This window comes from Nonomuraea sp. NBC_00507 (assembly GCF_036013525.1).
GTDB lineage: Bacteria > Actinomycetota > Actinomycetes > Streptosporangiales > Streptosporangiaceae > Nonomuraea.
Genome location: NZ_CP107853.1, coordinates 5,440,579 through 5,459,350, shown reverse-complemented (window position 1 = coordinate 5,459,350; position 18,772 = coordinate 5,440,579). Strand labels below are relative to the sequence as shown.

Sequence of the window (18,772 nt, the reverse complement as noted above, 5' to 3'; positions counted from 1 at the left end):
CAGCTTGGTCCTCACGCAGGAGCCGGCGAGACAATGTTCGATCCTCTCAGCCACTGCCTCCTCGAGGAGGAATGCTTCATTGCCGAGCAGGCCGGAGGGCTCACGAAGAGAGTGATCGTGGGTCACGATGGCCGGTATGAGCAACGATGATGGCGCGCGTGCCGAGTTGGAGGAATGGAGCGAGTTCATCGGCCGTGTCCGTTACGACGGGCCACGTTCTGGTGATGCCGGCCTCGAGCGGTCGGCCGATGAGGCGGTGTCCAACGAGTTCTCCAGTTGGGGACGACTCGACGGCTCTGCTGAGATGAATAACCTGATCTGTCGGGCCTTGGAGATCGGCTACCTGCGGGCCCTGCAGGACGTGCGTGAGCAACGCATCGCCGGGCTGGGGCCCACAGACTGACATCGGTACGAAAGGCGCGGCTCACCTCGGCGCATCGTTCCGCCCTAGCCTTTTCCCCCTCCCGGCACCAGCCCGGCCCTGGATCAGCGAACTCGTCGTCCTGTGGGGTGCGGCGATTTCGGTCGTCAGGGGTGACCTGTAGGTTCACAGCTCGAGCACATGGTCTGGTCTCAGGCATCCTGCTGGTGGTGCGGTGCTCTAAATCGCCCCGGGTTTCTCACCCACGGATGGTGCGTGTACGAGTATCTCGTCGCGTCCCTCAAGAAGACGACCGTGTGCGACGAGGTGCAGGACCCCGGCCTTCGTCGCGCCGCGTGGCTGGGCGTAGACCCCAACCCCCGTAGCCTTGCAGCTTCGCGGAGCCTCGAATCTCAGCAGCGGAATTACATCTTCAGGAAGATTCTTACCTGTGTGAACCCTGTTCTGCCGATATCGCGATGCCGAGTTCCAGACCAAGCACGATCATCACGCTGTGACCAGCTTGCTGATTGAGCACTTGACAGCACGCTTCCGAGCAAGAAGGGTCACGAACCCTACGACGGTCCAGACTGACGGACCGTGGGGGGTCGAGAGGTGTGGGTCATTCGGGTGGGATGGGCGGGTCTTCCTCGTCCAGGAGGTTGACCAGTGGGAGGAGCCAGCCTGCGTGCGCGCGGCCCATGGCCGCGTCGAGCTCGGCAGGGGTGGGCATGCGGTCTCGCATGATGGCCGGGGACAGCAGGTTTTGGACCGCGTGCATGAGGAGATTCGCCATCGAGTAGGCGGGGTCGATGGTCAGAGCGCGTTCGAGGGCGATGGTGGCCTGCACGCTGTTTCCCGCCCGCCAGGCCGCCATGGCCAGCAGGGACGCGGCAGGCGGGATGAAACGGGGCTCGAGCCTGCGGGTCAGGTCTTTCCACAGCGAGGCATGGGAATCGCGCATGAGCGTCCACGCCTCGTCGCGAACCCTGGTGATCGCGAGGTCGAGGCCCAGCCTCGCCGCTTCCTCGTCGCGCAGTCGGCCGCCCTCGGCGTGCGTGGTCAGCGCCGATCGGACGCGTGCCAGCCCTTCCGCCACGTAGTGCCGGGCGAAGGCGTCGAGGTCCGCGCCGGCCGCCAGTCTGGACCTGAGCTCCGCGATCGCGTCGGCCGTGGCGCGGCGCATCGCCATCCGTACGGGGCCCGTGACGGGCGCTACGGTGCGCTCCAGGGCCTCGCGGTCAGGAAGGGCGACCAGACCCCGCACAGTCGCCTCGGCTGCGATCTGGCTCGTCGAAGGGTCGTAGGGCGTGCCCTCCGCCGGGCAGCACGCCGGCAGATCGCAGACGTATGACCAGTAGCGGCCCTCATGGGCCCGCAGTGCCTCACCAACGTGGACCTCGGCCTTGGCCGCCAGGAGCCTGGCCTCGTCCACTACGGGCGTGACCACGTCTCCTGCGCCGTAGCCGATGATGACGACCTGGGTGACGCCCTCTCGGTCGAGCAGGGGCGGCAGTGGGGCGAGCGCGTCCGGTGGGAGCGGCAGACCCCACCTGACCACCATCTTGGCCTGGCCGCGGTCGAGCCCGATGATGACGAGGCTGTCGCTCGGGTGGAAGCCGACAAGGTAGGGGACGGCGGCCAGGATGTCGGCGGGGCTGGTGAGGGTGAGGCACGACCCGGAAAAGGACGGGGAAGCAGAGGAGGCGGACGGGGAGGTGTTGGTCGTCATGGACGGTAAGGGTGCCGGGCGGACGGGTAACGGCGCGGGCGCGAACGCGGTTCTGGGGATGAGAGTGCTCTTCCCGCCCTGGCCTGTGGACAACGCCGTCCCGGTCAACGTTGCCGCCCGCCGACCGTTACGCGGGAGTGGCAGGTCCGTGGGGTCCGGACTGGGCGGGAACCAGCCGGTCGCGTACGAGGAGCGCGGCGCCCGCTACCGCGGCCGGCATCGCGATCACTGCGACGAATGGCACCAGGAACAGCAGGAACACCGCCACGCCGAACCCCAGAGCACTCGCCTTGTTGGCACGCAGCAGCGCGAACCGCTGCTTGCGGACCATGCCCCGCCGCTCCAGAGCAAGCGTGGTGAGCTCAACTGTCAGGAAAAATCCTGACACAGCGGCCCCCAGCACCGGCACCACAGTCTGCCCGATGACGGGCACGAAGCCCAGGATGAACAGCGGCACCGTGAACAGCAGCACATAGAACAGCGTCACCAGGCTGTCCCTAATCGAGCGCGGCAGCGTACGCCAGAACGGCTGCTCGGTCTCGTGCTCGAGCGCGTCCACCGCCGATGACAACTTCTCGTAGAACGGCTCCCCGATCGCCAGGGTGACCGCCGCGAACGTCACCACCGCCAGCGCCAGCCCTCCGAGGAACAACATAATCCCCACCAGCGCGCGGAACACCTCACGCCAGCTCCACGAGTCCGCGAACGGCGTCACGAACGCAGCCAGATCACTGGCGTTGGTGCCGAGGAAGATCAGCGCCACTGCGTACACGGAGAACGCGATCAGCGCCGGGATCAGCCCGAAGGCCCACCACCGCCCATTCCTGGCCACCCACCCGAACCCCTGGAGGAAGAACCCGACGCCAGAGGTGAAGTCACGCAGTGATCGCATGCCCGGCAGGGTATATACCTTGGTCCTGATTGGCTAGGCGAGCGCGGGTGGGGGTGTGTTTTCGGATCCCTGTGAGGCTTCCTTGGCCTGGATTTCGGGTGGCGAGGTGGCGGAAATTGTCGGTGGCGCTCTGTAGCGTGACGTGCGCGCATTGATATGACGGGTTCGGCGCGGGGGGAGGGGCGGGTGCGCATGGCGACGATTGTCGCGACCGCGACCTGTACCGGGCATCGGGCCGTGCTGGAGGCAACCGGGCAGGTGGTGGCCGGGCCGGTGCTGGCCGAACGAGTGGCCTGGCTGGCCGCGCTGACCCAGGCCATGACCGCCGGGATCGTCGCCGACCGGTGGAATGCGCGGGATCTGGACCTGTTGGCCGCCGGTGTCGGGCTGGACGGGCGGGTGTTGCCGGCCAAGGGGTGGATGGCGCTGCGCAGGCTGGACTGGGGGTGTACCGCCCCAGTGACCGGCGGCGGGGTAACCGGCGCAGTGGCGGATGGTGGGGTGTATGCGTCAGACCGGGTGCGGCGGTGTGCCGAGGAGCAGGCTGCCCGCATGCTGCGGGCGGCGCTGCATCGGCGGGACATCGTGGCGGCAATCCTTGCCACCTGGCCGGAGAACCCGCGGCGGCGCACGGAGGTGGAGTGGAAGGCGTTGCGGGCGGCGCTGCCAGCAGGGGTTACCGCCGCGGAGATCCGGAACCGTACCCGCCAGGTCCGCGCCGTGCTGGCGCGCGAGGGCGTGTTGCCGGGCGACATCACCGAGGTAGAGGAGCCGCCCCAGGTAGCCGCGCAGGCGGTGCTGGCGGCGGCCGACCGGCAGTTGGTCACCCTGAGCCGCACTGGCGCTGCCGAGGCTCCCGGCGCGGTGTTGCGGGTTCAGCTGCCGCTGACCGCCTCGCCCGCATCCCGCAAGGATTGGGCGTGGCATGCCATCGCGTTCACGCTGCCTCCCACCGTCCCCGGTGAGGCGAAATTGTGCACTCCCACGGTGCGTGTGGCCGTCGGCAAGGTGCGCATCGATCTGCCGTTCCAGATGCCGGTCCCTGCCGCCGCGGCCACCGGGCACACCGTGGCGCTGGGCCTGGACTGGGGGTTGAACACGCTACTGACCGGCGCCATCGCCCGGCTCTACGATGGCCGGGTGTGCGCTGATGGGCGGATGCTGCGCTACGACGCCACCGCGATCTCGGCCAAGCTGCACCGGCTGCGCGGCCTGCGCGAACACCTGGCCGCCAAACGCGACCACTGCGCGGCGCTCCTGTCCGGTGGCAGTGCCGGTGATGCCCGGCGTGCGGCGCTGGAGCGTCGGCATCAGGTGCTGGCGGTCGAGCATGAGCGGGTGTGCGCCCGGATCCGGCACCTGAACAAGGCGCTGGCCTGGTCGGCAGCCCGGTGGGCGGTCGACCAGGCCAGCGCGCTCGGCGCAACAGTGATCTACCTGGAAGATCTGGCCACGCTCGAGGCACGCGGGATCCGATCTGGCAACGCCGCGCTGTCGGGGCAGGTGCGCGGCACGGTGATCGAGGCCATCCGGTATCTGGCCGCCAAGGACGGCATCGCGGTGGTGACGGTGCCCGCTCGGGGCACCTCCCGCTACTGCCCCCGCTGCGGCGAAGGGGCCAGCGTGCTGCGCCATGTTCCCGCGCCCGACCGGCTAGGCGAGCGCGGCTGGAAATGGGCCTACTGCCCCGCCTGCGGGCTGTCGTGCGACCGGGATCACGCCGCGGCAGAGCGGATCGCAGCCCGCGGGCTGCTCGCCCAACAGCACACCCGCACCGACCCCAGCACCGGCGCTCGCACCATCCACACGATCGTGGAAGGGAACGTTGCCCGCGCGCGCCGCAGGAAAAAGCCCACCCGGGCGGCGCGGCGGGCCCGGCGCACCCGCACCGATATGCATCCCCGCCCGCAAGCCCGGTCCCGCAACAAGGACCGGCCGACCCCAAAACGACGGCAGGCCAACCGCCCTGCCACGACCCATCACATGACGTTCAGCCGTGTGCCCGACCGGCGCACGGTGCCCGCCCCCGCCCCCGGCACCCCCGGGACGGGACAGCGTCCGGCGGGCCAGGCACCCCAGACAACCCGCCCACCAGCGGGACGCACAGGGCCTATACGCGACCCTCATCACCGGTCCGGCTTCCACCGTGTCGCAGCCACCCCCGTACTCCCCCTCGGAACGTACGCAGATGGCCGCCACGCGCCACGCCCACCCGGATTGCCTGAGATCCTCAGACAACACAGAGAATCGCAGACGCTAACGCCAGAAGGCGGTCACCGCGTAGCCCAGCTCCGCGAACAGGTCACGAAGCAGCGGCAACGAGATGCCGAGCACGTTGCCGTGGTCGCCCTCGATGCCCTCGACGAACCACCCCCCGCGCCCTTCGATGCTGAACGCCCCGGCCAGGTTGAGCGGCTCGCCGGTGGCGGCGTAAGCGGCGATCTCCTCGTCGGACGGCTGGCCGAAGCGGACCACGGTGCTGGCCACCTCCGCGACCTGCCGCCCGGTCGCGACGTCGATCAGGCAGTGGCCCGTCACGAGGCGGCCGGTGCGGCCACGCATCAGCCGCCACCGCTGCACGACCTCCTCCTCGGAGGCCGGCTTGCCGTAGGGGCGGCCGTCGAGCTCGAGGATCGAGTCGCAGCCGATGACCAGCCCCTCGTCGAGCCCGCTCGCCACGGCCTCCGCCTTCGCCTTGGCCAGCATCAGGCTGAGCGCGGCAGGGCTGTGCGCGGTGTAGGCGTCCTCGTCGACCCCGCTGACGATCACTTTGGGGTCGAGGCCGGCACTGCGCAGGAGGGCCAGGCGGGCGGCGGAAGCTGAGGCCAGAACGATCACCGCACTAGCCTACCGGCCCTCACCAGTCGGAGTTCGACCTGCCCGGGGTGGGGTGCCCCTGCTCCGGCTCGCGCGAGGGTCCCGGCTCCAGTTCGCCGTACGCCCCGTACGACATGTCCGTCGCGAGCTCCCTTCCCACGTACGGCCAGCCCGGCACGGCGCTGCCGAAGATGTTCGATAGCAGCCCGTCGAGCGCCTCCCCCAGGCCGCCGGGCACCGCCGCCCGCTCCCGCTCCAGCTCGCGGGCCACGTCCCTGGCGTCCATGTCGTGGCGCGCCGCCCGGTCGGCCAGCAGGAACATCACCATGGGGGCGATGAGCGGCAGCAGCTTCATGACGGCGCCGGTGTCGATCCCGGCGAGCCGCGCCAACCCGGCCGCGGCCTGCTCGGTGCCCTGGCCGCCGAGGACGTGCCCGAGGATGCCGTGCCCGTCTCGGGTCAGCGAGGCCACGTCGCCGTTGAACGGGTCGGCGTCCACGTGGTCTTCCAACGCCCCGCGCAGCGCCTCGGCGCCGTCCGGGTGCTGGGCGTTGCGGGCAAGGCCGCCGACGATGATGCCGCTCACGGCCTGGACGACGTCGCGGGCCTGGGCCGGGCCGGTGCCGAGCATTCCGGCGACCTGTTCAACACCCGGCTCTCCGAGCTGCTCGAGAAGCTCGTCGTGCAGCGTCACCGCTCTCCCCCGATCCTCGTCGGGGGAGAGCTTCCCGAGACACCATCGAGTCAATGCCCGTCTTGCGCTAATTCTCGGAAAAACTATTGCTGGACGGCGGCCGTGGACCGGCTGGCCACGCCGGCGGCGGCGTACGCGCTCACCTCGTCGAGCGTCTCGTGCTCCAGCAGGGCGGCCACGATGCCCTCGAGCTTGTCGCGGTTGTCGGAGAGCACCTGGATGGCGCGTTCGTAGCACTCGTCCACGATGCGCCGCGCTTCCTCGTCGACCATGGCGAGGGTGACGGGCGAGGCCTGCGGCGGCTGACCGTCGTTGGGAAGAATGGTCAGCGGGCCGATCTTCTCCGACATGCCCCACCGGCCGACCATGCTGCGGGCGATCATGGTGACCTGTTCGAGGTCGTTCTCGGCGCCGGTGGTGATGACGCCGTACACGACCTGCTCGGCCGCCATGCCGCCGAGTGCTCCGGTGATGCGGCCGCGAAGATATTGCTCGTCGTAGGCGTACCGGTCGGTGTCCGGGGTGGACAGCGTGACGCCGAGCGCCCGGCCGCGCGGGATGATCGAGATCTTCCTGACCGGGTCGGCGCCCGGCTGGAGCATGCCGAGCAGCGCGTGGCCGGCCTCGTGGTAGGCGGTCCTGGTGCGCTCCTCCTCGGGCATCACGATGCTGCGGGCCGCGCCGAGCTGCAGCTTCTCCAGCGCGTCGGCGAAGTCGGCCATCGTGACCTTCTCCTTTCCGCGTTTGGCGGCGAGGAGGGCGGCCTCGTTGACCAGGTTCGCCAGGTCGGCGCCGGTCATGCCGGGCGTGGTCTTGGCGAGCTGGTCGAGGGCCACCTCCCCGTCAAGCGGCACGCCACGCGAGTGCACCCCGAGGATCGCGGTACGTCCGGCCGCGTCGGGCAGTCCCACCTGCACCGTACGGTCGAAGCGCCCGGGACGCAGCAGCGCCGGGTCGAGGACCTCGGGACGGTTGGTGGCCCCGATGACGATCACGCCCTCGGCGCCGGAGAAGCCGTCCATCTCGGTGAGGATCTGGTTGAGCGTCTGCTCGCGCTCGTCGTGGCCGCCGATGCCGCCGGCGCCGCCCCTGGCGCGGCCGATGGCGTCGATCTCGTCGATGAACACGATCGACGGCGCCACCTTCCGCGCCTCCTCGAACAGGTCGCGCACGCGCGAGGCGCCGACGCCGACGATCATCTCGATGAACTCGGAGGCGGAGGCGGAGAAGTACGGCACCTTGGCCTCGCCCGCGACCGCCCTGGCCAGCAGCGTCTTGCCGGTGCCGGGAGGACCGGCGAGCAGCACGCCCTTGGGCAGCTTGGCGCCGAGCCTGCGGTACTTGTCGGGGTCCTTGAGGTAGTCGACGACCTCGACGAGCTCGTTCTCGACCTCGTCGATGCCCGCGACGTCCTCGAACGTGACCCGCACCTTCGCGGCCTCGACCGGCTTGGCCGCCTTGGACTTGCCGAGGCCGCCCAGGCCGCCGCCCATCATGCTCGCGCCGCGCCGCATGATCCAGATCCACAGGCCGGCCAGCAGCAGCACGGGCAGCAGCGACAGCAGCAGGTTGGAGAAGAATCCGCGGGTGATCGGCTGTGAGGTGATCTCGACCTGGCCGGTCCCGAGCTGCTGGTCGAGCTCGTCGGTGTTGGCGAAGGCCGGGATCTCGGTGGCGAACTTGGTGTACGACTCACCGGTCTCGGGGTTCTTCGCCGCAGACCTCAGGTCACCCTCGACCGACAGGCCCTGGGCATAGATGTCCTTGACATTCTTGGCGTCCACCTGCTTGGTGAACTCGGTGTACGAGATCGTCTCGACGGATCCGCTGTCAACGAAGGACGACACGACGAAAAAGGCCGCGTACACCACAAGCAAGGTGACGACGAATCGCCACCAGTTGATCTTGGGCTTGCCTCCCGGCAGCCCTTCAGAGCGCCAGGGCGGCTTGCCCTTGCCCTTCTCCGCTGACTGCGGCGGTCCAGAGCGTTCCACGGCGTCACTCCCCATATCGCCGCAACCATGATCTTTCTAGCCTAGAACACGCACCCCGGACACCACTCGACCGATGTCCCGCCACTGCTTTCGCTGCGCGTCAGGCACTGTGACGAACACCAGACCGGGCTTGCTCATTCCCCCATCCATGATCACGACCGCCGCCCGCGACGTGTGCTTGCCGTAGGTGACGCGATAGACGAGCATCCAGCCGCGCTTGACGGGTTGCGAGGCGAGCCAGTTGATCTTGGCGCCCTTGGGGTGGTGGTTGAGCGTCCAACGGGCGGCCAGCAACGCCGTGTCGCGCGCGGAGTCCTGCGCCATGATCGGCAGCGGGCAGGTGACGACCATGCCGCGCAGGGTGGTCCCGCGCGTCTTGGGAAGCACCTGCTTGGTGCTGAACGGCGCGGGCCCGTACGACTTCCACGGCTTGGGGAGGTTGGGCACCGCCAGGCCGGTGCGCTCATCTTTGACGACCTGCCGGGACGGCGACGACAGGGACATGCGCTTGACCGCGCCGGTCAGGCGGGGGACGCGCGGGTCGGCGGCCAGCGCCTCCATGGGCGTGTAGCCGGGCGCGAGGGTCGGGCCGGGGCTCGGCGTGGCCCGTTCCAGAGGCGCGTCACCGGCCGCGGGGCTGGCCGAAACGGTGGCGCCGGCCGACACGGTGGCGCTCGCCGAAACGGTGGGGCCGGACGAGGACGGCGCGGCCGGCGGCGCGGTTACCGGCCGCGCGACGACCTCGTCCGGCTCGGGCGGGAGCACCGCGACCACCGTCACGGCGACTGCCACGACGGCGGCGACCACGGCGAGCCCCCGGTACACGTCCCGCATGCGGAGGTCTCCGATGCGGGAGCGTCTGGGCGGAGAAACAGGGGTTCCAGGCCTGGTGACGGTTCTCACTCGGGAACCCTTGATCTCATCTTCCCCATCGAGCACGACGGGAGCGTACGACATATCCCGCCATTACGCCCCGGAAGCTACCGAAGTGCAATCATGGGCTCGTGGAACAGGTGGAGCTGCGATTCGACCACGCCTCGCAAGCGTCTCAAACACACACGAATCTCTCAGCGATCCGGCAGAGCGCGAACGGTCTCTGGGTCGCCGGCGACGAGACCGCGACCTTCGAGCATCTGGCGTGGTCGGGCGACCACTTCGGAGACCAGCGCACCTACCGGCTGGCCGACTACGTCGACCTGCCCGCGGGTCCGGAGGACGAGGCCGACATCGAGGGCATGGCCCGGGCGAACGGCTGGCTCTGGCTGGTCGGCTCGCACAGCATGAAGCGCAAGCGGGTCAAGTCGAAGGACCCGGACAAGGCCGCCGACCGGCTCGCCACGGTGATCAGGGAGGAGAACCGGTTCATCCTGGCCCGTCTGCCGCTGCACGACGAGGTCCCCGGTCCCGGCGCGATCCTGGCCGGGACGCACAACCTCACCGCACACCTGCGCGAGGACCGGCACCTCGCTCCGTTCCTGGCGCTGCCGGGCAAGGACAACGGCTTCGACGTCGAGGGCATCGCCGTCATCTCCGAGCAGATCTACATTGGGTTGCGCGGCCCGGTGCTGCGCGGCTGGGCGGTGGTTCTCGAGTTGCGGCTCGACGACTCCGGGCGGCGTCGGCTGCGCCTGCGGGAGCCGTACCGCAAGCACTTCCTGGACCTGGACGGGCTGGGCGTGCGGGACCTGTGCCCGGACGGCGACTCGCTGCTGCTGCTCACCGGCCCCACCATGGACCTCGACGGCCCGGTGCGCATCGTGCGCTGGCGGCCGGCCGAGCGGCAGGGCGTCGTGCCCAAGGACGAGCTGGAGATCGTGCGCGAGCTCCCCTACGGCGTGGGCTGCGACCATCCCGAGGGCCTGGCGCGGCTGGAGGATGGCAGGCTCATGGTGGTTTACGACAGCCCGTCACCCGCGCGGATCACCCCGGCGGGCGGCGTGCTGGCGGACGTGTTCACGATCTAGGGACCTGCCCGTGCGCTACCTGCGGTGAGTCGCTGAACGCGACCCGCCGTAGAGCCAGGGCGCGTCCGCCACGAACGTGCACGAGCCCGGCTCGATCTCGGTGAACCCGGCGTCGCGCACCACGGGCAGCCCGGCGGCCACCTTGGCGGGGAAATCGTCCCGGGCGGCCGTGCGGACCGAGACGGCGAGCCCGTTCGCCCGCCAGGCCGCCCGCTCGGCCGCGTCGCTGGCCCACCAGGCGAGCTGGGCGGCGTGCCCGGCCTGCGCCATGGCCTTGCCCGCGGACATCTCCAGCTCCGGGTTGGCCCACAGGATCGGCGGCTCGGCCGGCGGGGGCTCGGCGCTGTCGACCAGCTCGGTGCCTCCCACCTGGAGGCGCGCGAGGTCTTTCGGCCAGCCGTCGAGTGGCACGGGCGGGTGCACGCGCACCTCCGCCGTGCGGTGCTCGACGGTGCGCCCGGGCAGCGCGATCGCGCGGCGCCACTCGGCGCCCCTGGCCCGGCGCACGACCTTGCGGATCTTGCCGGTGGACTGCCAGGCATGGAGTTCGGCGGCCCACTCCCCCGGGTCGTCGAGCAGGCTCAGCACCGCCATGGCGGCGGCTTCCAGCGCGTCGGTGCGCTCAGGGGGTGTGGCCCGCTCGATCCTGACCACGAGCGGCAGCACATACAGTTCGTTCATCGCCCTCTAGCTTGCCCGATCGCCAGGGACATGCCGGCGGCCAGGAGGCAGAGGGCGCCGGCGCCGTACCAGGCGAGGTCGTAGGCGCCGAGGTGGTCGCGGGTGAGGCCGGCGCCGACGGCCGCGATCGCGGCGCCGATCTGGTGCGAGCCGAACACCCAGCCGAAGACCACGGCCCCGTCGGCGCCGTAGATGCGCCGGCACAGCGCCACCGTGGGCGGCACGGTCGCCACCCAGTCCAGCCCGTAGAACACGATGAAGATCAGCATGCTGGGCTCGGTCGTGGCCGCGAACAGGCTGGGCAGCACCATCAGCGAGAGCCCACGCAGCCCGTAGTAGACGCCGAGCAGGATCTTGGGGTTGATCCGGTCGCTGAGCCAGCCGGAGGCGACCGTGCCCACGATGTCGAAGATCCCGATGACCGCCAGCAGGGAGGCCGCGACCGGCTCGGCCATGCCGTGGTCGTGCGCGGCCGGGATGAAGTGGGTGCCGACCAGCCCGTTCGTACTCATCCCGCAGATCGCGAAACCACCCGCGAGCAGCCAGAACGGCCGCGTCCTGGCCGCCTGGGCGAGCACGGTGACCGCCCGGACGGCCGCGTTGACCTTGCCCGGTTCGGTACGCACCGCGCCCGGCTCGGCCCCCAAGGCCGTCGTACCGACGTCCGCTGGATGGTCGCGCAGCAACCACCACACGAACGGCACTACGGCCAGCGCCGACCCCGCGACGGCGAGCGAGGCGACCCGCCATCCCGGCCCCTGGGCAAGGTGGGCCAGCACCGGCAGGAAGATCAGCTGCCCGGTGGCGCCCGCCGCGGTGAGGATGCCGGTGACCAGCCCGCGGTGCCTGACGAACCACCGGTCGACCACGGTCGCGGCGAACACGAGCGCCATCGACCCGGTCCCGAGCCCCACGAACACGCCCCAGAGCAGGAGCAGCTGCCAGCTCGCGGTCATCACGACGGTGAGCCCGCTGCCCACCGCGATCAGCAGCAGGGCGATCGCGACCACGCGGCGCATGCCGAAGCGGTCCATCAGCGCGGCGGCGAACGGCGCGGTCAGCCCGTAGAGCACCAGGTTGATCGACACGGCCAGCGAGATCGTGCCGGTGGACCAGCCGAACTCCTCCCGCAGCGGGGTGATCAGCACGCCTGGGGTAGCGCGGAAGCCGGCGGCGCCCAGGATCGCCACGAAGGCGACGGCCGCCACGTACCAGGCCCTGTGGAGCTTGCGGCGGGTGGTGGCCGCGGGGGTGGTGCTCAACGTCATGCGCCAATCATGATTTATCTCCTTACATGGTCGCGAGTGGCCGGAAAGTCAATATGTGAAAGAATCTGGCCATGCCGCATCGCATCGCCGTCGTGGTGCTCAACCACTTCGCCCCGCTCGACCTCGGCGTGCCCGGCCAGGTGTTCTGGTCGGCGGAGACGCCCGAGGGCGAGAAGTTGTACGAGGTGGTGACCTGCTCCGAGGGCCGGCAGCCGGTCCGCTGCTCGGCCGGCTACAGCGTCCTGCCCGACCACGGCCTCGACGTGCTGGACACGGCCGACACGGTCCTCGTGCCCGGCATCCACGCGGGCCGGGCGATGAAGGACGGCACGATCTCGGACACCCTGTACGCGGCGCTCCAGGGCCGCCCGCGGACGATGTCGATCTGCACGGGGTCGTTCGTGCTGGCGGCGGCCGGCCTGCTCGACGGGCGCCCGGCCACCACGCACTGGCGCGAGGCGGCCCGCTTCGCCGCGCTGTTCCCGGAGGTGAAGCTGGACGCCGACGTGTTGTTCGTGGACGACGGCGACGTGCTGACCTCGGCTGGGGTGGCGGCAGGGATGGACCTGTGCCTGCACGTGATCAGGCGCGACCACGGCAGCGAGGTGGCCAACCGCGCCGCCCGCCGCTGCGTCATGCCGCCGTGGCGGGAAGGCGGCCAGGCACAGTACGTCGAGCGCCCCCTTCCGTACGAGGCCGCCGGCGGCACCGCCGCCACCCGCGCGTGGATGCTGGCCCATCTCGAGACCCCGGTCGATCTGAGCGCGCTCGCCGAGCACGCCAGGATGAGCGTGCGCACGTTCACCAGGCGCTTTCGCGAGGAGACCGGCGTGAGCCCGGCCAAGTGGCTGACCGGGCAGCGGGTGCAGCACGCCAGGCACCTGCTGGAGACGACGGACCTCGGGGTGGAGGAGGTGGCCAGGCGGGCGGGCTTCGGCACGGCGGTCTCGCTGCGCCAGCACTTGCACGCGGCGGTGGGGGTGGCGCCACTGGCCTATCGGCACACGTTCCGCCGCACCTGATCCCCCTCCACCGCGTCCCTTGCCCGAATACTCCCTTCTGCCCCTACAATCGGCGCGAGGAAGATCGCCAAGGAAAGGTCGTCGCATGACCGAGGCGGACCGCGTACCCGCCGGGATCGACCCGAACGTGCCCAGCGTCGCCCGCATGTACGACTACTACCTCGGTGGCCGGGACAACTTCGCCGCCGACCGCGAAGCGGCCGAGAAGATGATCGAGATCGGCCGGCAGATGGGCAACGACGCCCGGGAGATCGCCCTGGCCAACCGGGGCTTCCTCGGCCGGTCGGTGCGGATGCTGGCCGAGGCGGGCGTGCGCCAGTTCGTCGACATCGGCGCGGGGCTGCCCACCCAGGACAACGTCCACCAGGTGGCGCGGCGGCACGGGGCCGGCTCCCGCGTCGTGTACGTGGACAACGACCCGATCGTGCTCGTCCACGCCCGCGCGCTGCTGGCCAGGGACCCGGACGTGCTAGCACTGGAAGGCGACCTGAAGGACCCGGACGCGATCCTGGACGACCCGCGCGTGGCCGGGCATCTCGACCTGTCCCAGCCGTACGCGGTCCTGCTGGTCTCCGTGCTGCACTTCATCACCGACGACGCCGAGGCCCGCCGGATCGTCGCCCGCCTCCGCGAGCGCCTGGGCCCGGACGGCTATCTGGTGCTGTCGCACCTGTACGCGGGCGACGCCGCGGACGACGTCACCGAGGCCAGCCGGCAGGTCTATTCGCGCACCTCGCCGGGCGGCCTGGCGCGGCGCGGCTACGACGAGATCGCCGCGTACTTCGACGGTTTGGACCTGCTCGGCCCCGGCGTCGTGCCGGTCGCCGACTGGGCCCCGGACGCCTCCCCCGACGGCTCGTACGACCTCGTCAGGTCCGGCATCCTGGCCGGCGTGGGCCGCGTACGCGGATAAATCATCTTTTGCCGGTCGAGAGCGGCACGCCTGCCACCCTCGACCTGAGCAGGACCACCAGCGCCTCGCCCAGCAGCCCGACGCCGATCGACAGCGGCATGGACCTGGCCTCGGGGTGCATGCCGACCGTGATCGCCAGCGCGCCCACGCCCACGCCGGCGGCGAACGTGGCCACCCACACCACCAGCGTCTTCGCGGTATAGCGCTGCCACAGAACACCGTTCCTCGCGTACAGCACCGTGGTGGCGGCCCGGACCGCGCCGAAGGCGACGCCGAGCAGCACCGTGACGGCGAGCCATCCCACGTCGAGCGCGGACAGGCCCTGCTTCGCCAGGCCGTGCACGCCGACCGCGACCAGCACGACCGGCGGCACGTAGACATCCTTGGCGACGAGCGGCTAATGCCGAAAGTGGTCGATCCGGAGGCACGCCGGGACGAGGTCGTCGACGCGGTGTTCCGCGTCGTGCGGCGCGCGGGCTTCGAGCAGGCGTCCCTGCGCAACGTGGCCGAGGAGGCCGGACTGGCCATCGGCTCGGTCAGGCACTACTTCGACGGCCACACGGACCTGATGGTGTTCGCGATGCGGGCCTCGCTCGACCGGGTGAGCGCCCGGCTGACGGAGCGGGTCGGCCCGCTGCTGGCCACCCAGGACGAGGACGAGCGGACTGAGGGCGTCGAGCTGATGTTGTCGGAGCTCCTGCCGCTGGACGAGCGGCGGCGGGACGAGGCCACCGTCTGGCTGGCGTTCGCGACGGCCGCCCGCACCCGGCCCGAGCTGCGGCCGCTCGCACGCGAGTCCTACGATGGCATGCGCACCCTGGTGCGGCGGATCGTGGACGGGATCGCCCGGCGCCGACGACTGGCCGGGGACCCGAAGGTGGAGACCGAGCGGCTGTGCGCGCTGATCGACGGGCTCACCATGGAGGGCGTGCTGCATCCCGAGCGGATGACGCCCGAACTGATGGTCCAGGCGCTCCGCCGCCATCTCCAGACGCTCGTCGAACCACGTCTCTAAGGACGCGGCGAGCGCTGCCCCTATGGACTCTCACGGGCCAGTGTGCCCGTACGCGTTAGATTGAGGACATGTCCCTGACCCTCGATTTCGTCAGCACGATCAGGGCCGATCGTTCCGGATTGATCGACCTGCTGGCCGACGTGGACGCCATGACGGCGTGGGTGCGCGAGCATGCGGCCGAACTGGACGTCGGTCCCGGCTTCACCGCGACGGAGGAGGCGCGCGAGGAGACCGTGCGGCTGCGCCAGGCCGTACGCGCGCTGTTCGCCAGAGCCGTGGCCCCGGAGCCGCCGAGCCGGGCAGATGCGGCCGGCCTGCCCACGTTCGCGGAGTCGCTGGCCTTGGTCAACGCCACCGCCCTGGGCGCGCCCCGGGCCCCGCAACTGTCCTGGAACGGGCAGCCGACCCTCCTCACGGTCCCCGCCGTGGAGGCCGAGCCGTCTGTACGGGTGCGTGGCGCGCTCGCGACGGCCGCCGTGGAGTTCTTGGCATCGCCGGAGCGCACACAGTTGCGTACCTGTCAGGCGCCGCGCTGCGTGCTCTATTTCATCAAGGAACACCCACGTCAGGAGTGGTGCTCGACGGCCTGCGGCAACCGTGCGAGAGCGGCCAGACACTACCGGGAACACAAGAAATAGCTCCATCTAACGCTTGCAGAGCCGATTTGCCGTTATAGTATTCCTAACGGCTAGCCGGCCATGCATTCGTTAGATTTGAAGGAGTGCGGAATGTCGTTCCAGACCGGGCACATCGGGCTCAACGTCACCGACCTCGACAAGTCCAAGGAGTTCTATCGTCGGGTCTTCGGCTTCACGGTGGCGGGCGAGTCGCGGCAGGACGATCGCCGCTACGCGTTCCTGGCACAGGACGGCACGCTGGTGCTGACCCTCTGGCAGCAGAGCGAGGGACGCTTCGCCACCGCCCAGCCGGGACTGCACCACCTGTCGTTCCAGGTCGCCGACCTCGCCGCGGTACGCGAGGCCGAGGCGGTCATCAGGGAGATCGGGGCGACCCTGCACCACGACGGCGTCGTGCCGCACGGCGAGGGCGCCTCATCGGGTGGCGTGTTCTTCGAGGACCCTGACGGCATCCGCCTGGAGATCTACGCTCCGGATGCCGCCGGCGACCGGCCCGCTCCCACGTCCGGGGCACCGACCTGCGGGTTCTTCTAATGCGGCACCCAGGCGAGATCGCCGTGCAGCGGCGGGCAGGGGTGCGCGGAGAAGACCGCGGCAGCTCCCGCACCCGCCCCGAGATCCCGGACGTGGCGGCCGCCTTCCTGCGCGAGCAGCACCTGCTCGTCGCGGGCGCGGCCGACGACCGGGGCCGCTTCTGGGCCGGTGCGATGACCGGCCCGCCCGGCTTCGCCTCACCCGAGGACGACCGCACGATCGTGGTGCACGCCCTGCCCGGTCCGCCGCTGGATGGGCTGTTCGCCAGGGAACGCGCCATCGGGCTGCTGGCCATCGAACCGCACACGCGGCGCAGGATGCGCGTGAACGGCACCGCCGTACAGGCGGGAGATGCGCTGGTGGTGTGGACGGAGCAGGTCTACTCGAACTGCCCCAAGTACATCCAGACCCGCGAGCCCACCTCGGAGCCTCCCGGCACGCCGGCGAGACTCGGTGGCGGGACCACGCTCCTGGCCCGTCACCAGGAGTGGATCGGCACGGCGGACACGTTCTTCATCGCCACCGGCGTCGAAGGTCTCGGCGCGGACGTGTCGCACCGCGGCGGCAATCCCGGGTTCGTGCAGATCACGGGGCAGGCATCATTGGTGTTCCCGGACTACGCCGGCAACTCGATGTACATGACGCTCGGCAACCTGGAGCTGAACCCGGCCGCCGGGCTGCTGTTCGTGGACTGGGAACGCGGGGAGACGCTGCACCTGACCGGGCGGGCCCAGGTGGACTGGGATCCGGGCGACGTGCCGGGCGCGCAGCGGCTGGTGCGGTTCGAGCTGGACGAGTACGTCCACGTCGCGGGGACCGTCGCACCGGGCTGGACGGCCCCGGGCTACCACCGTTTCAACCCGCCGGTTCCTGGAGACGCTTCTCGAACCAGTGGTGAGCGTACGGCTCGTCGTTGAAGGGCTCCACCTCGCGGTAGCCCGACGCCCGGTACAGGGCGATGGCCTCGGTGAGCGACCGGTTGGTCTCCAGCCGCACCGTAAGCAGCCCGTTCGCGGCCGCCCGGCCCTCGGCCTCGGCGAGCAGGCGGCGTCCCAGGCCCAGACCGCGCGTGAAGGGGTCCACCCACATGCGCTTGAGCTCGGCGTACCCGCCGCCGGGGTGCAGCTTGAGCGCCACGCATCCGACCGGCTCGGCGCGGAGCGTGGCGACCAGCAGCATCCCGGCCGGCGGGCGGAGCTCGTGGTCGTCGGCGGAGATGCTCCGAGCCGGGTCGAAGCCGCCATCGAACCGGTCGGCCAGTTCGTCGACGTACGCCTGGATACAGTGGCGGGCGTGCGGGTGGCGCGGGTCGAGCACGTCGATGGCGACCGTCGAGGCCAGGAGCAGCCGCTCGACCTCCGCCATGGCGGCCACCAGGCGCTCGCGCTGCCGGGCGGAGAGCGGCTCGAGGATCGACGTGGCCGCCTCGTCGGACCTGCGGTCCAGCTCCTCGCGCTCGGCGAGGCCCGAAGGGGTGAGCCGGGCCGTGCGGACCCGCCCGTCGGAGCCGCCCCCGTCGTCGACGACGACCAGCCCGTCGGCCTCCAGCGAGCGCAGCAACCGGCTCAGGTATCCCGAGTCGAGCTCCAGCCGCGCCCGCAGGGCGCGTACCTCGCTCCCTGCCGCGCCGATCTCCCACAGCACCCGCGCCTGGCCGAGCGGGCGGTCCCTGGCCAGGAACCTGTCGTCGAGTGCGCCGATCCGCTGCGTCACGGTCCGCTGGAACCTGCGCACCTGCGCGATCGTCGAAACGTCCATTCTCTGACTCTAGTCAGAGAATTCCGGATCCGGGAGAGGGGCAGCTGAATCAGGACCTCACGCCTTCGGCATCGTCGCCCCAGACCGGCAGGGGCGTGCCGGGGCGTGCGCGATCCAGAACACCCCGCCGGGCTCGGCTCTGCTCGCCCTGCACGCCAGGGTCGCCGGCGTCACCTCGGAGGAGATCGCCCAGGCGATCGAGGCCGACAAGACGCTCCTGCAGACCTGGTGCATGCGCGGCGCGCCGTTCCTGTTCCCGACGCAGGACGCGCCGGTCTCCAGAGCCTGCACCGGCGGATCTGGCGTACGACTGGCGAGCCCGGCACGGTGCTGGCGGACGGAAGGCTGGTGGCGACGTGGCGGGGCCTCCGGCTGCCGCGTGCGGTTCACGGGGACATGATCAGGACGGTGGCGCGAAGAACGTATGGAGAGCGCCGGCCCGTACCACTGCGAAGTGGAAAATGGATCGCCTGAGGACGCGGTCTATGA

At 70.6% G+C, this 18,772-nt stretch carries 19 protein-coding genes and 1 pseudogene; 10 read left to right on the top strand and 10 right to left on the bottom strand.

Annotated elements, in window-relative coordinates; all coding sequences use genetic code 11:
• The first annotated feature begins 136 nt into the window (after positions 1-136).
• Entirely contained in the window at positions 137-403 is a 267-nt protein-coding gene (locus OHA25_RS26595) for a hypothetical protein (protein WP_327590193.1), read from the top strand.
• A 580-nt stretch (positions 404-983) separates the two neighbouring features.
• On the opposite strand, the gene OHA25_RS26590 is transcribed toward OHA25_RS26595, so the two are convergent.
• Together OHA25_RS26590 and OHA25_RS26585 are read right to left on the bottom strand one after the other, a co-directional pair.
• Positions 984-2,093, bottom strand: a complete 1,110-nt coding sequence (locus OHA25_RS26590) for a DUF4192 domain-containing protein (protein ID WP_327590192.1) — start codon at positions 2,091-2,093, stop codon at positions 984-986.
• A 127-nt stretch (positions 2,094-2,220) separates the two neighbouring features.
• Positions 2,221-2,985 carry an EI24 domain-containing protein gene (locus OHA25_RS26585; protein ID WP_327590191.1) on the bottom strand — a complete coding sequence of 255 codons (765 nt, stop codon included), beginning with the start codon at positions 2,983-2,985 and terminating at the stop codon, positions 2,221-2,223.
• Positions 2,986-3,141: 156 nt separating this feature from the next.
• Between OHA25_RS26585 and OHA25_RS26580 the strand changes: the two are divergent.
• A pseudogene (locus OHA25_RS26580) lies at positions 3,142-4,707 on the top strand (zinc ribbon domain-containing protein); the annotation flags it as partial.
• Positions 4,708-5,241: 534 nt separating this feature from the next.
• On the opposite strand, the gene OHA25_RS26575 reads toward OHA25_RS26580, so the two are convergent.
• The 4 genes from OHA25_RS26575 to OHA25_RS26560 form a co-directional block, all read right to left on the bottom strand.
• Positions 5,242-5,823: a nucleoside triphosphate pyrophosphatase gene (locus tag OHA25_RS26575; RefSeq protein ID WP_327591044.1), complete on the bottom strand. Its 582-nt coding sequence runs from the start codon at positions 5,821-5,823 to the stop codon at positions 5,242-5,244.
• A 19-nt stretch (positions 5,824-5,842) separates the two neighbouring features.
• Positions 5,843-6,496, bottom strand: coding sequence for a DUF937 domain-containing protein (locus OHA25_RS26570; protein ID WP_327590190.1), 654 nt, complete (start codon positions 6,494-6,496; stop codon positions 5,843-5,845).
• Between the two features lie 83 nt (positions 6,497-6,579).
• Entirely contained in the window at positions 6,580-8,490 is a 1,911-nt protein-coding gene (ftsH, locus tag OHA25_RS26565) for an ATP-dependent zinc metalloprotease FtsH (RefSeq protein WP_327590189.1), read from the bottom strand.
• Positions 8,491-8,526: 36 nt separating this feature from the next.
• On the bottom strand, positions 8,527-9,324 hold the full coding sequence (locus OHA25_RS26560; RefSeq protein WP_327590188.1) for a hypothetical protein: 798 nt from the start codon (positions 9,322-9,324) through the stop codon (positions 8,527-8,529).
• A gap of 170 nt (positions 9,325-9,494) precedes the next feature.
• Between OHA25_RS26560 and OHA25_RS26555 the strand changes: the two genes are divergently transcribed.
• Positions 9,495-10,454 (top strand): DUF3616 domain-containing protein, encoded by a 960-nt coding sequence (locus OHA25_RS26555; protein ID WP_327590187.1) that lies wholly within the window; start codon positions 9,495-9,497, stop codon positions 10,452-10,454.
• Positions 10,455-10,469: 15 nt separating this feature from the next.
• Here OHA25_RS26555 and OHA25_RS26550 read toward each other — a convergent pair whose 3' ends face one another.
• Both OHA25_RS26550 and OHA25_RS26545 read right to left on the bottom strand, forming a co-directional pair.
• Positions 10,470-11,135: a peptidyl-tRNA hydrolase gene (locus OHA25_RS26550; RefSeq protein ID WP_327590186.1), complete on the bottom strand. Its 666-nt coding sequence runs from the start codon at positions 11,133-11,135 to the stop codon at positions 10,470-10,472.
• Entirely contained in the window at positions 11,132-12,403 is a 1,272-nt protein-coding gene (locus tag OHA25_RS26545) for an MFS transporter (protein ID WP_327590185.1), read from the bottom strand. The genes OHA25_RS26550 and OHA25_RS26545 overlap by 4 nt, the downstream gene beginning before the upstream one ends.
• 71 nt (positions 12,404-12,474) lie before the next feature.
• Here OHA25_RS26545 and OHA25_RS26540 point away from each other — a divergent pair, with 71 nt between their 5' ends.
• Together OHA25_RS26540 and OHA25_RS26535 are read left to right on the top strand one after the other, a co-directional pair.
• Complete coding sequence (locus OHA25_RS26540) at positions 12,475-13,425, top strand: GlxA family transcriptional regulator (RefSeq protein WP_327590184.1); 951 nt, start codon at positions 12,475-12,477, stop codon at positions 13,423-13,425.
• Positions 13,426-13,510: 85 nt separating this feature from the next.
• Positions 13,511-14,338, top strand: coding sequence for an SAM-dependent methyltransferase (locus OHA25_RS26535; protein WP_327590183.1), 828 nt, complete (start codon positions 13,511-13,513; stop codon positions 14,336-14,338).
• A gap of 1 nt (position 14,339) precedes the next feature.
• Here OHA25_RS26535 and OHA25_RS26530 read toward each other — a convergent pair whose 3' ends face one another.
• The gene (locus tag OHA25_RS26530; RefSeq protein ID WP_327590182.1) at positions 14,340-14,711 is read right to left on the bottom strand and encodes a hypothetical protein; all 372 of its coding nucleotides are present in this window, start codon (positions 14,709-14,711) and stop codon (positions 14,340-14,342) included.
• A gap of 27 nt (positions 14,712-14,738) precedes the next feature.
• On the opposite strand from OHA25_RS26530, the gene OHA25_RS26525 reads away from it, so the two are divergent.
• From OHA25_RS26525 to OHA25_RS26510, 4 genes are all read left to right on the top strand, one after another.
• A complete protein-coding gene (locus OHA25_RS26525; protein ID WP_327590181.1) occupies positions 14,739-15,353 on the top strand; it encodes a TetR/AcrR family transcriptional regulator in 615 nt (204 codons plus the stop codon).
• A 68-nt stretch (positions 15,354-15,421) separates the two neighbouring features.
• The gene (locus OHA25_RS26520) at positions 15,422-15,991 is read left to right on the top strand and encodes a CGNR zinc finger domain-containing protein (RefSeq protein WP_327590180.1); all 570 of its coding nucleotides are present in this window, start codon (positions 15,422-15,424) and stop codon (positions 15,989-15,991) included.
• A 90-nt stretch (positions 15,992-16,081) separates the two neighbouring features.
• On the top strand, positions 16,082-16,525 hold the full coding sequence (locus OHA25_RS26515) for a VOC family protein (protein WP_327590179.1): 444 nt from the start codon (positions 16,082-16,084) through the stop codon (positions 16,523-16,525).
• Positions 16,525-17,442: a pyridoxamine 5'-phosphate oxidase family protein gene (locus tag OHA25_RS26510; protein WP_327590178.1), complete on the top strand. Its 918-nt coding sequence runs from the start codon at positions 16,525-16,527 to the stop codon at positions 17,440-17,442. The genes OHA25_RS26515 and OHA25_RS26510 overlap by 1 nt, the downstream gene beginning before the upstream one ends.
• On the opposite strand, the gene OHA25_RS26505 is transcribed toward OHA25_RS26510, so the two are convergent.
• The gene (locus OHA25_RS26505) at positions 17,381-18,283 is read right to left on the bottom strand and encodes a bifunctional helix-turn-helix transcriptional regulator/GNAT family N-acetyltransferase (protein WP_327590177.1); all 903 of its coding nucleotides are present in this window, start codon (positions 18,281-18,283) and stop codon (positions 17,381-17,383) included. The two genes, OHA25_RS26510 and OHA25_RS26505, sit on opposite strands and share 62 nt — an antisense overlap.
• 70 nt (positions 18,284-18,353) lie before the next feature.
• Between OHA25_RS26505 and OHA25_RS26500 the strand changes: the two genes are divergently transcribed.
• A complete protein-coding gene (locus OHA25_RS26500; RefSeq protein ID WP_327591043.1) occupies positions 18,354-18,683 on the top strand; it encodes a DNA glycosylase AlkZ-like family protein in 330 nt (109 codons plus the stop codon).
• Positions 18,684-18,772: the final 89 nt, after the last annotated feature.

What these genes read in the sequence shown, in the direction of transcription:
- OHA25_RS26525 (WP_327590181.1), top strand. Translation starts at nt 14,739, where the DNA reads ATGCCGAAAGTGGTCGATCCGGAGGCACGCCGGGACGAGGTCGTCGAC.
- OHA25_RS26520 (WP_327590180.1), top strand. Translation starts at nt 15,422, where the DNA reads ATGTCCCTGACCCTCGATTTCGTCAGCACGATCAGGGCCGATCGTTCC.
- OHA25_RS26540 (WP_327590184.1), top strand. Translation starts at nt 12,475, where the DNA reads ATGCCGCATCGCATCGCCGTCGTGGTGCTCAACCACTTCGCCCCGCTC.
- OHA25_RS26585 (WP_327590191.1), bottom strand. Translation starts at nt 2,985, where the DNA reads ATGCGATCACTGCGTGACTTCACCTCTGGCGTCGGGTTCTTCCTCCAG.
- OHA25_RS26550 (WP_327590186.1), bottom strand. Translation starts at nt 11,135, where the DNA reads ATGAACGAACTGTATGTGCTGCCGCTCGTGGTCAGGATCGAGCGGGCC.
- OHA25_RS26515 (WP_327590179.1), top strand. Translation starts at nt 16,082, where the DNA reads ATGTCGTTCCAGACCGGGCACATCGGGCTCAACGTCACCGACCTCGAC.
- OHA25_RS26535 (WP_327590183.1), top strand. Translation starts at nt 13,511, where the DNA reads ATGACCGAGGCGGACCGCGTACCCGCCGGGATCGACCCGAACGTGCCC.
- OHA25_RS26590 (WP_327590192.1), bottom strand. Translation starts at nt 2,093, where the DNA reads ATGACGACCAACACCTCCCCGTCCGCCTCCTCTGCTTCCCCGTCCTTT.
- OHA25_RS26560 (WP_327590188.1), bottom strand. Translation starts at nt 9,324, where the DNA reads ATGCGGGACGTGTACCGGGGGCTCGCCGTGGTCGCCGCCGTCGTGGCA.
- OHA25_RS26595 (WP_327590193.1), top strand. Translation starts at nt 137, where the DNA reads ATGAGCAACGATGATGGCGCGCGTGCCGAGTTGGAGGAATGGAGCGAG.
- OHA25_RS26545 (WP_327590185.1), bottom strand. Translation starts at nt 12,403, where the DNA reads ATGACGTTGAGCACCACCCCCGCGGCCACCACCCGCCGCAAGCTCCAC.
- OHA25_RS26505 (WP_327590177.1), bottom strand. Translation starts at nt 18,283, where the DNA reads ATGGACGTTTCGACGATCGCGCAGGTGCGCAGGTTCCAGCGGACCGTG.
- OHA25_RS26510 (WP_327590178.1), top strand. Translation starts at nt 16,525, where the DNA reads ATGCGGCACCCAGGCGAGATCGCCGTGCAGCGGCGGGCAGGGGTGCGC.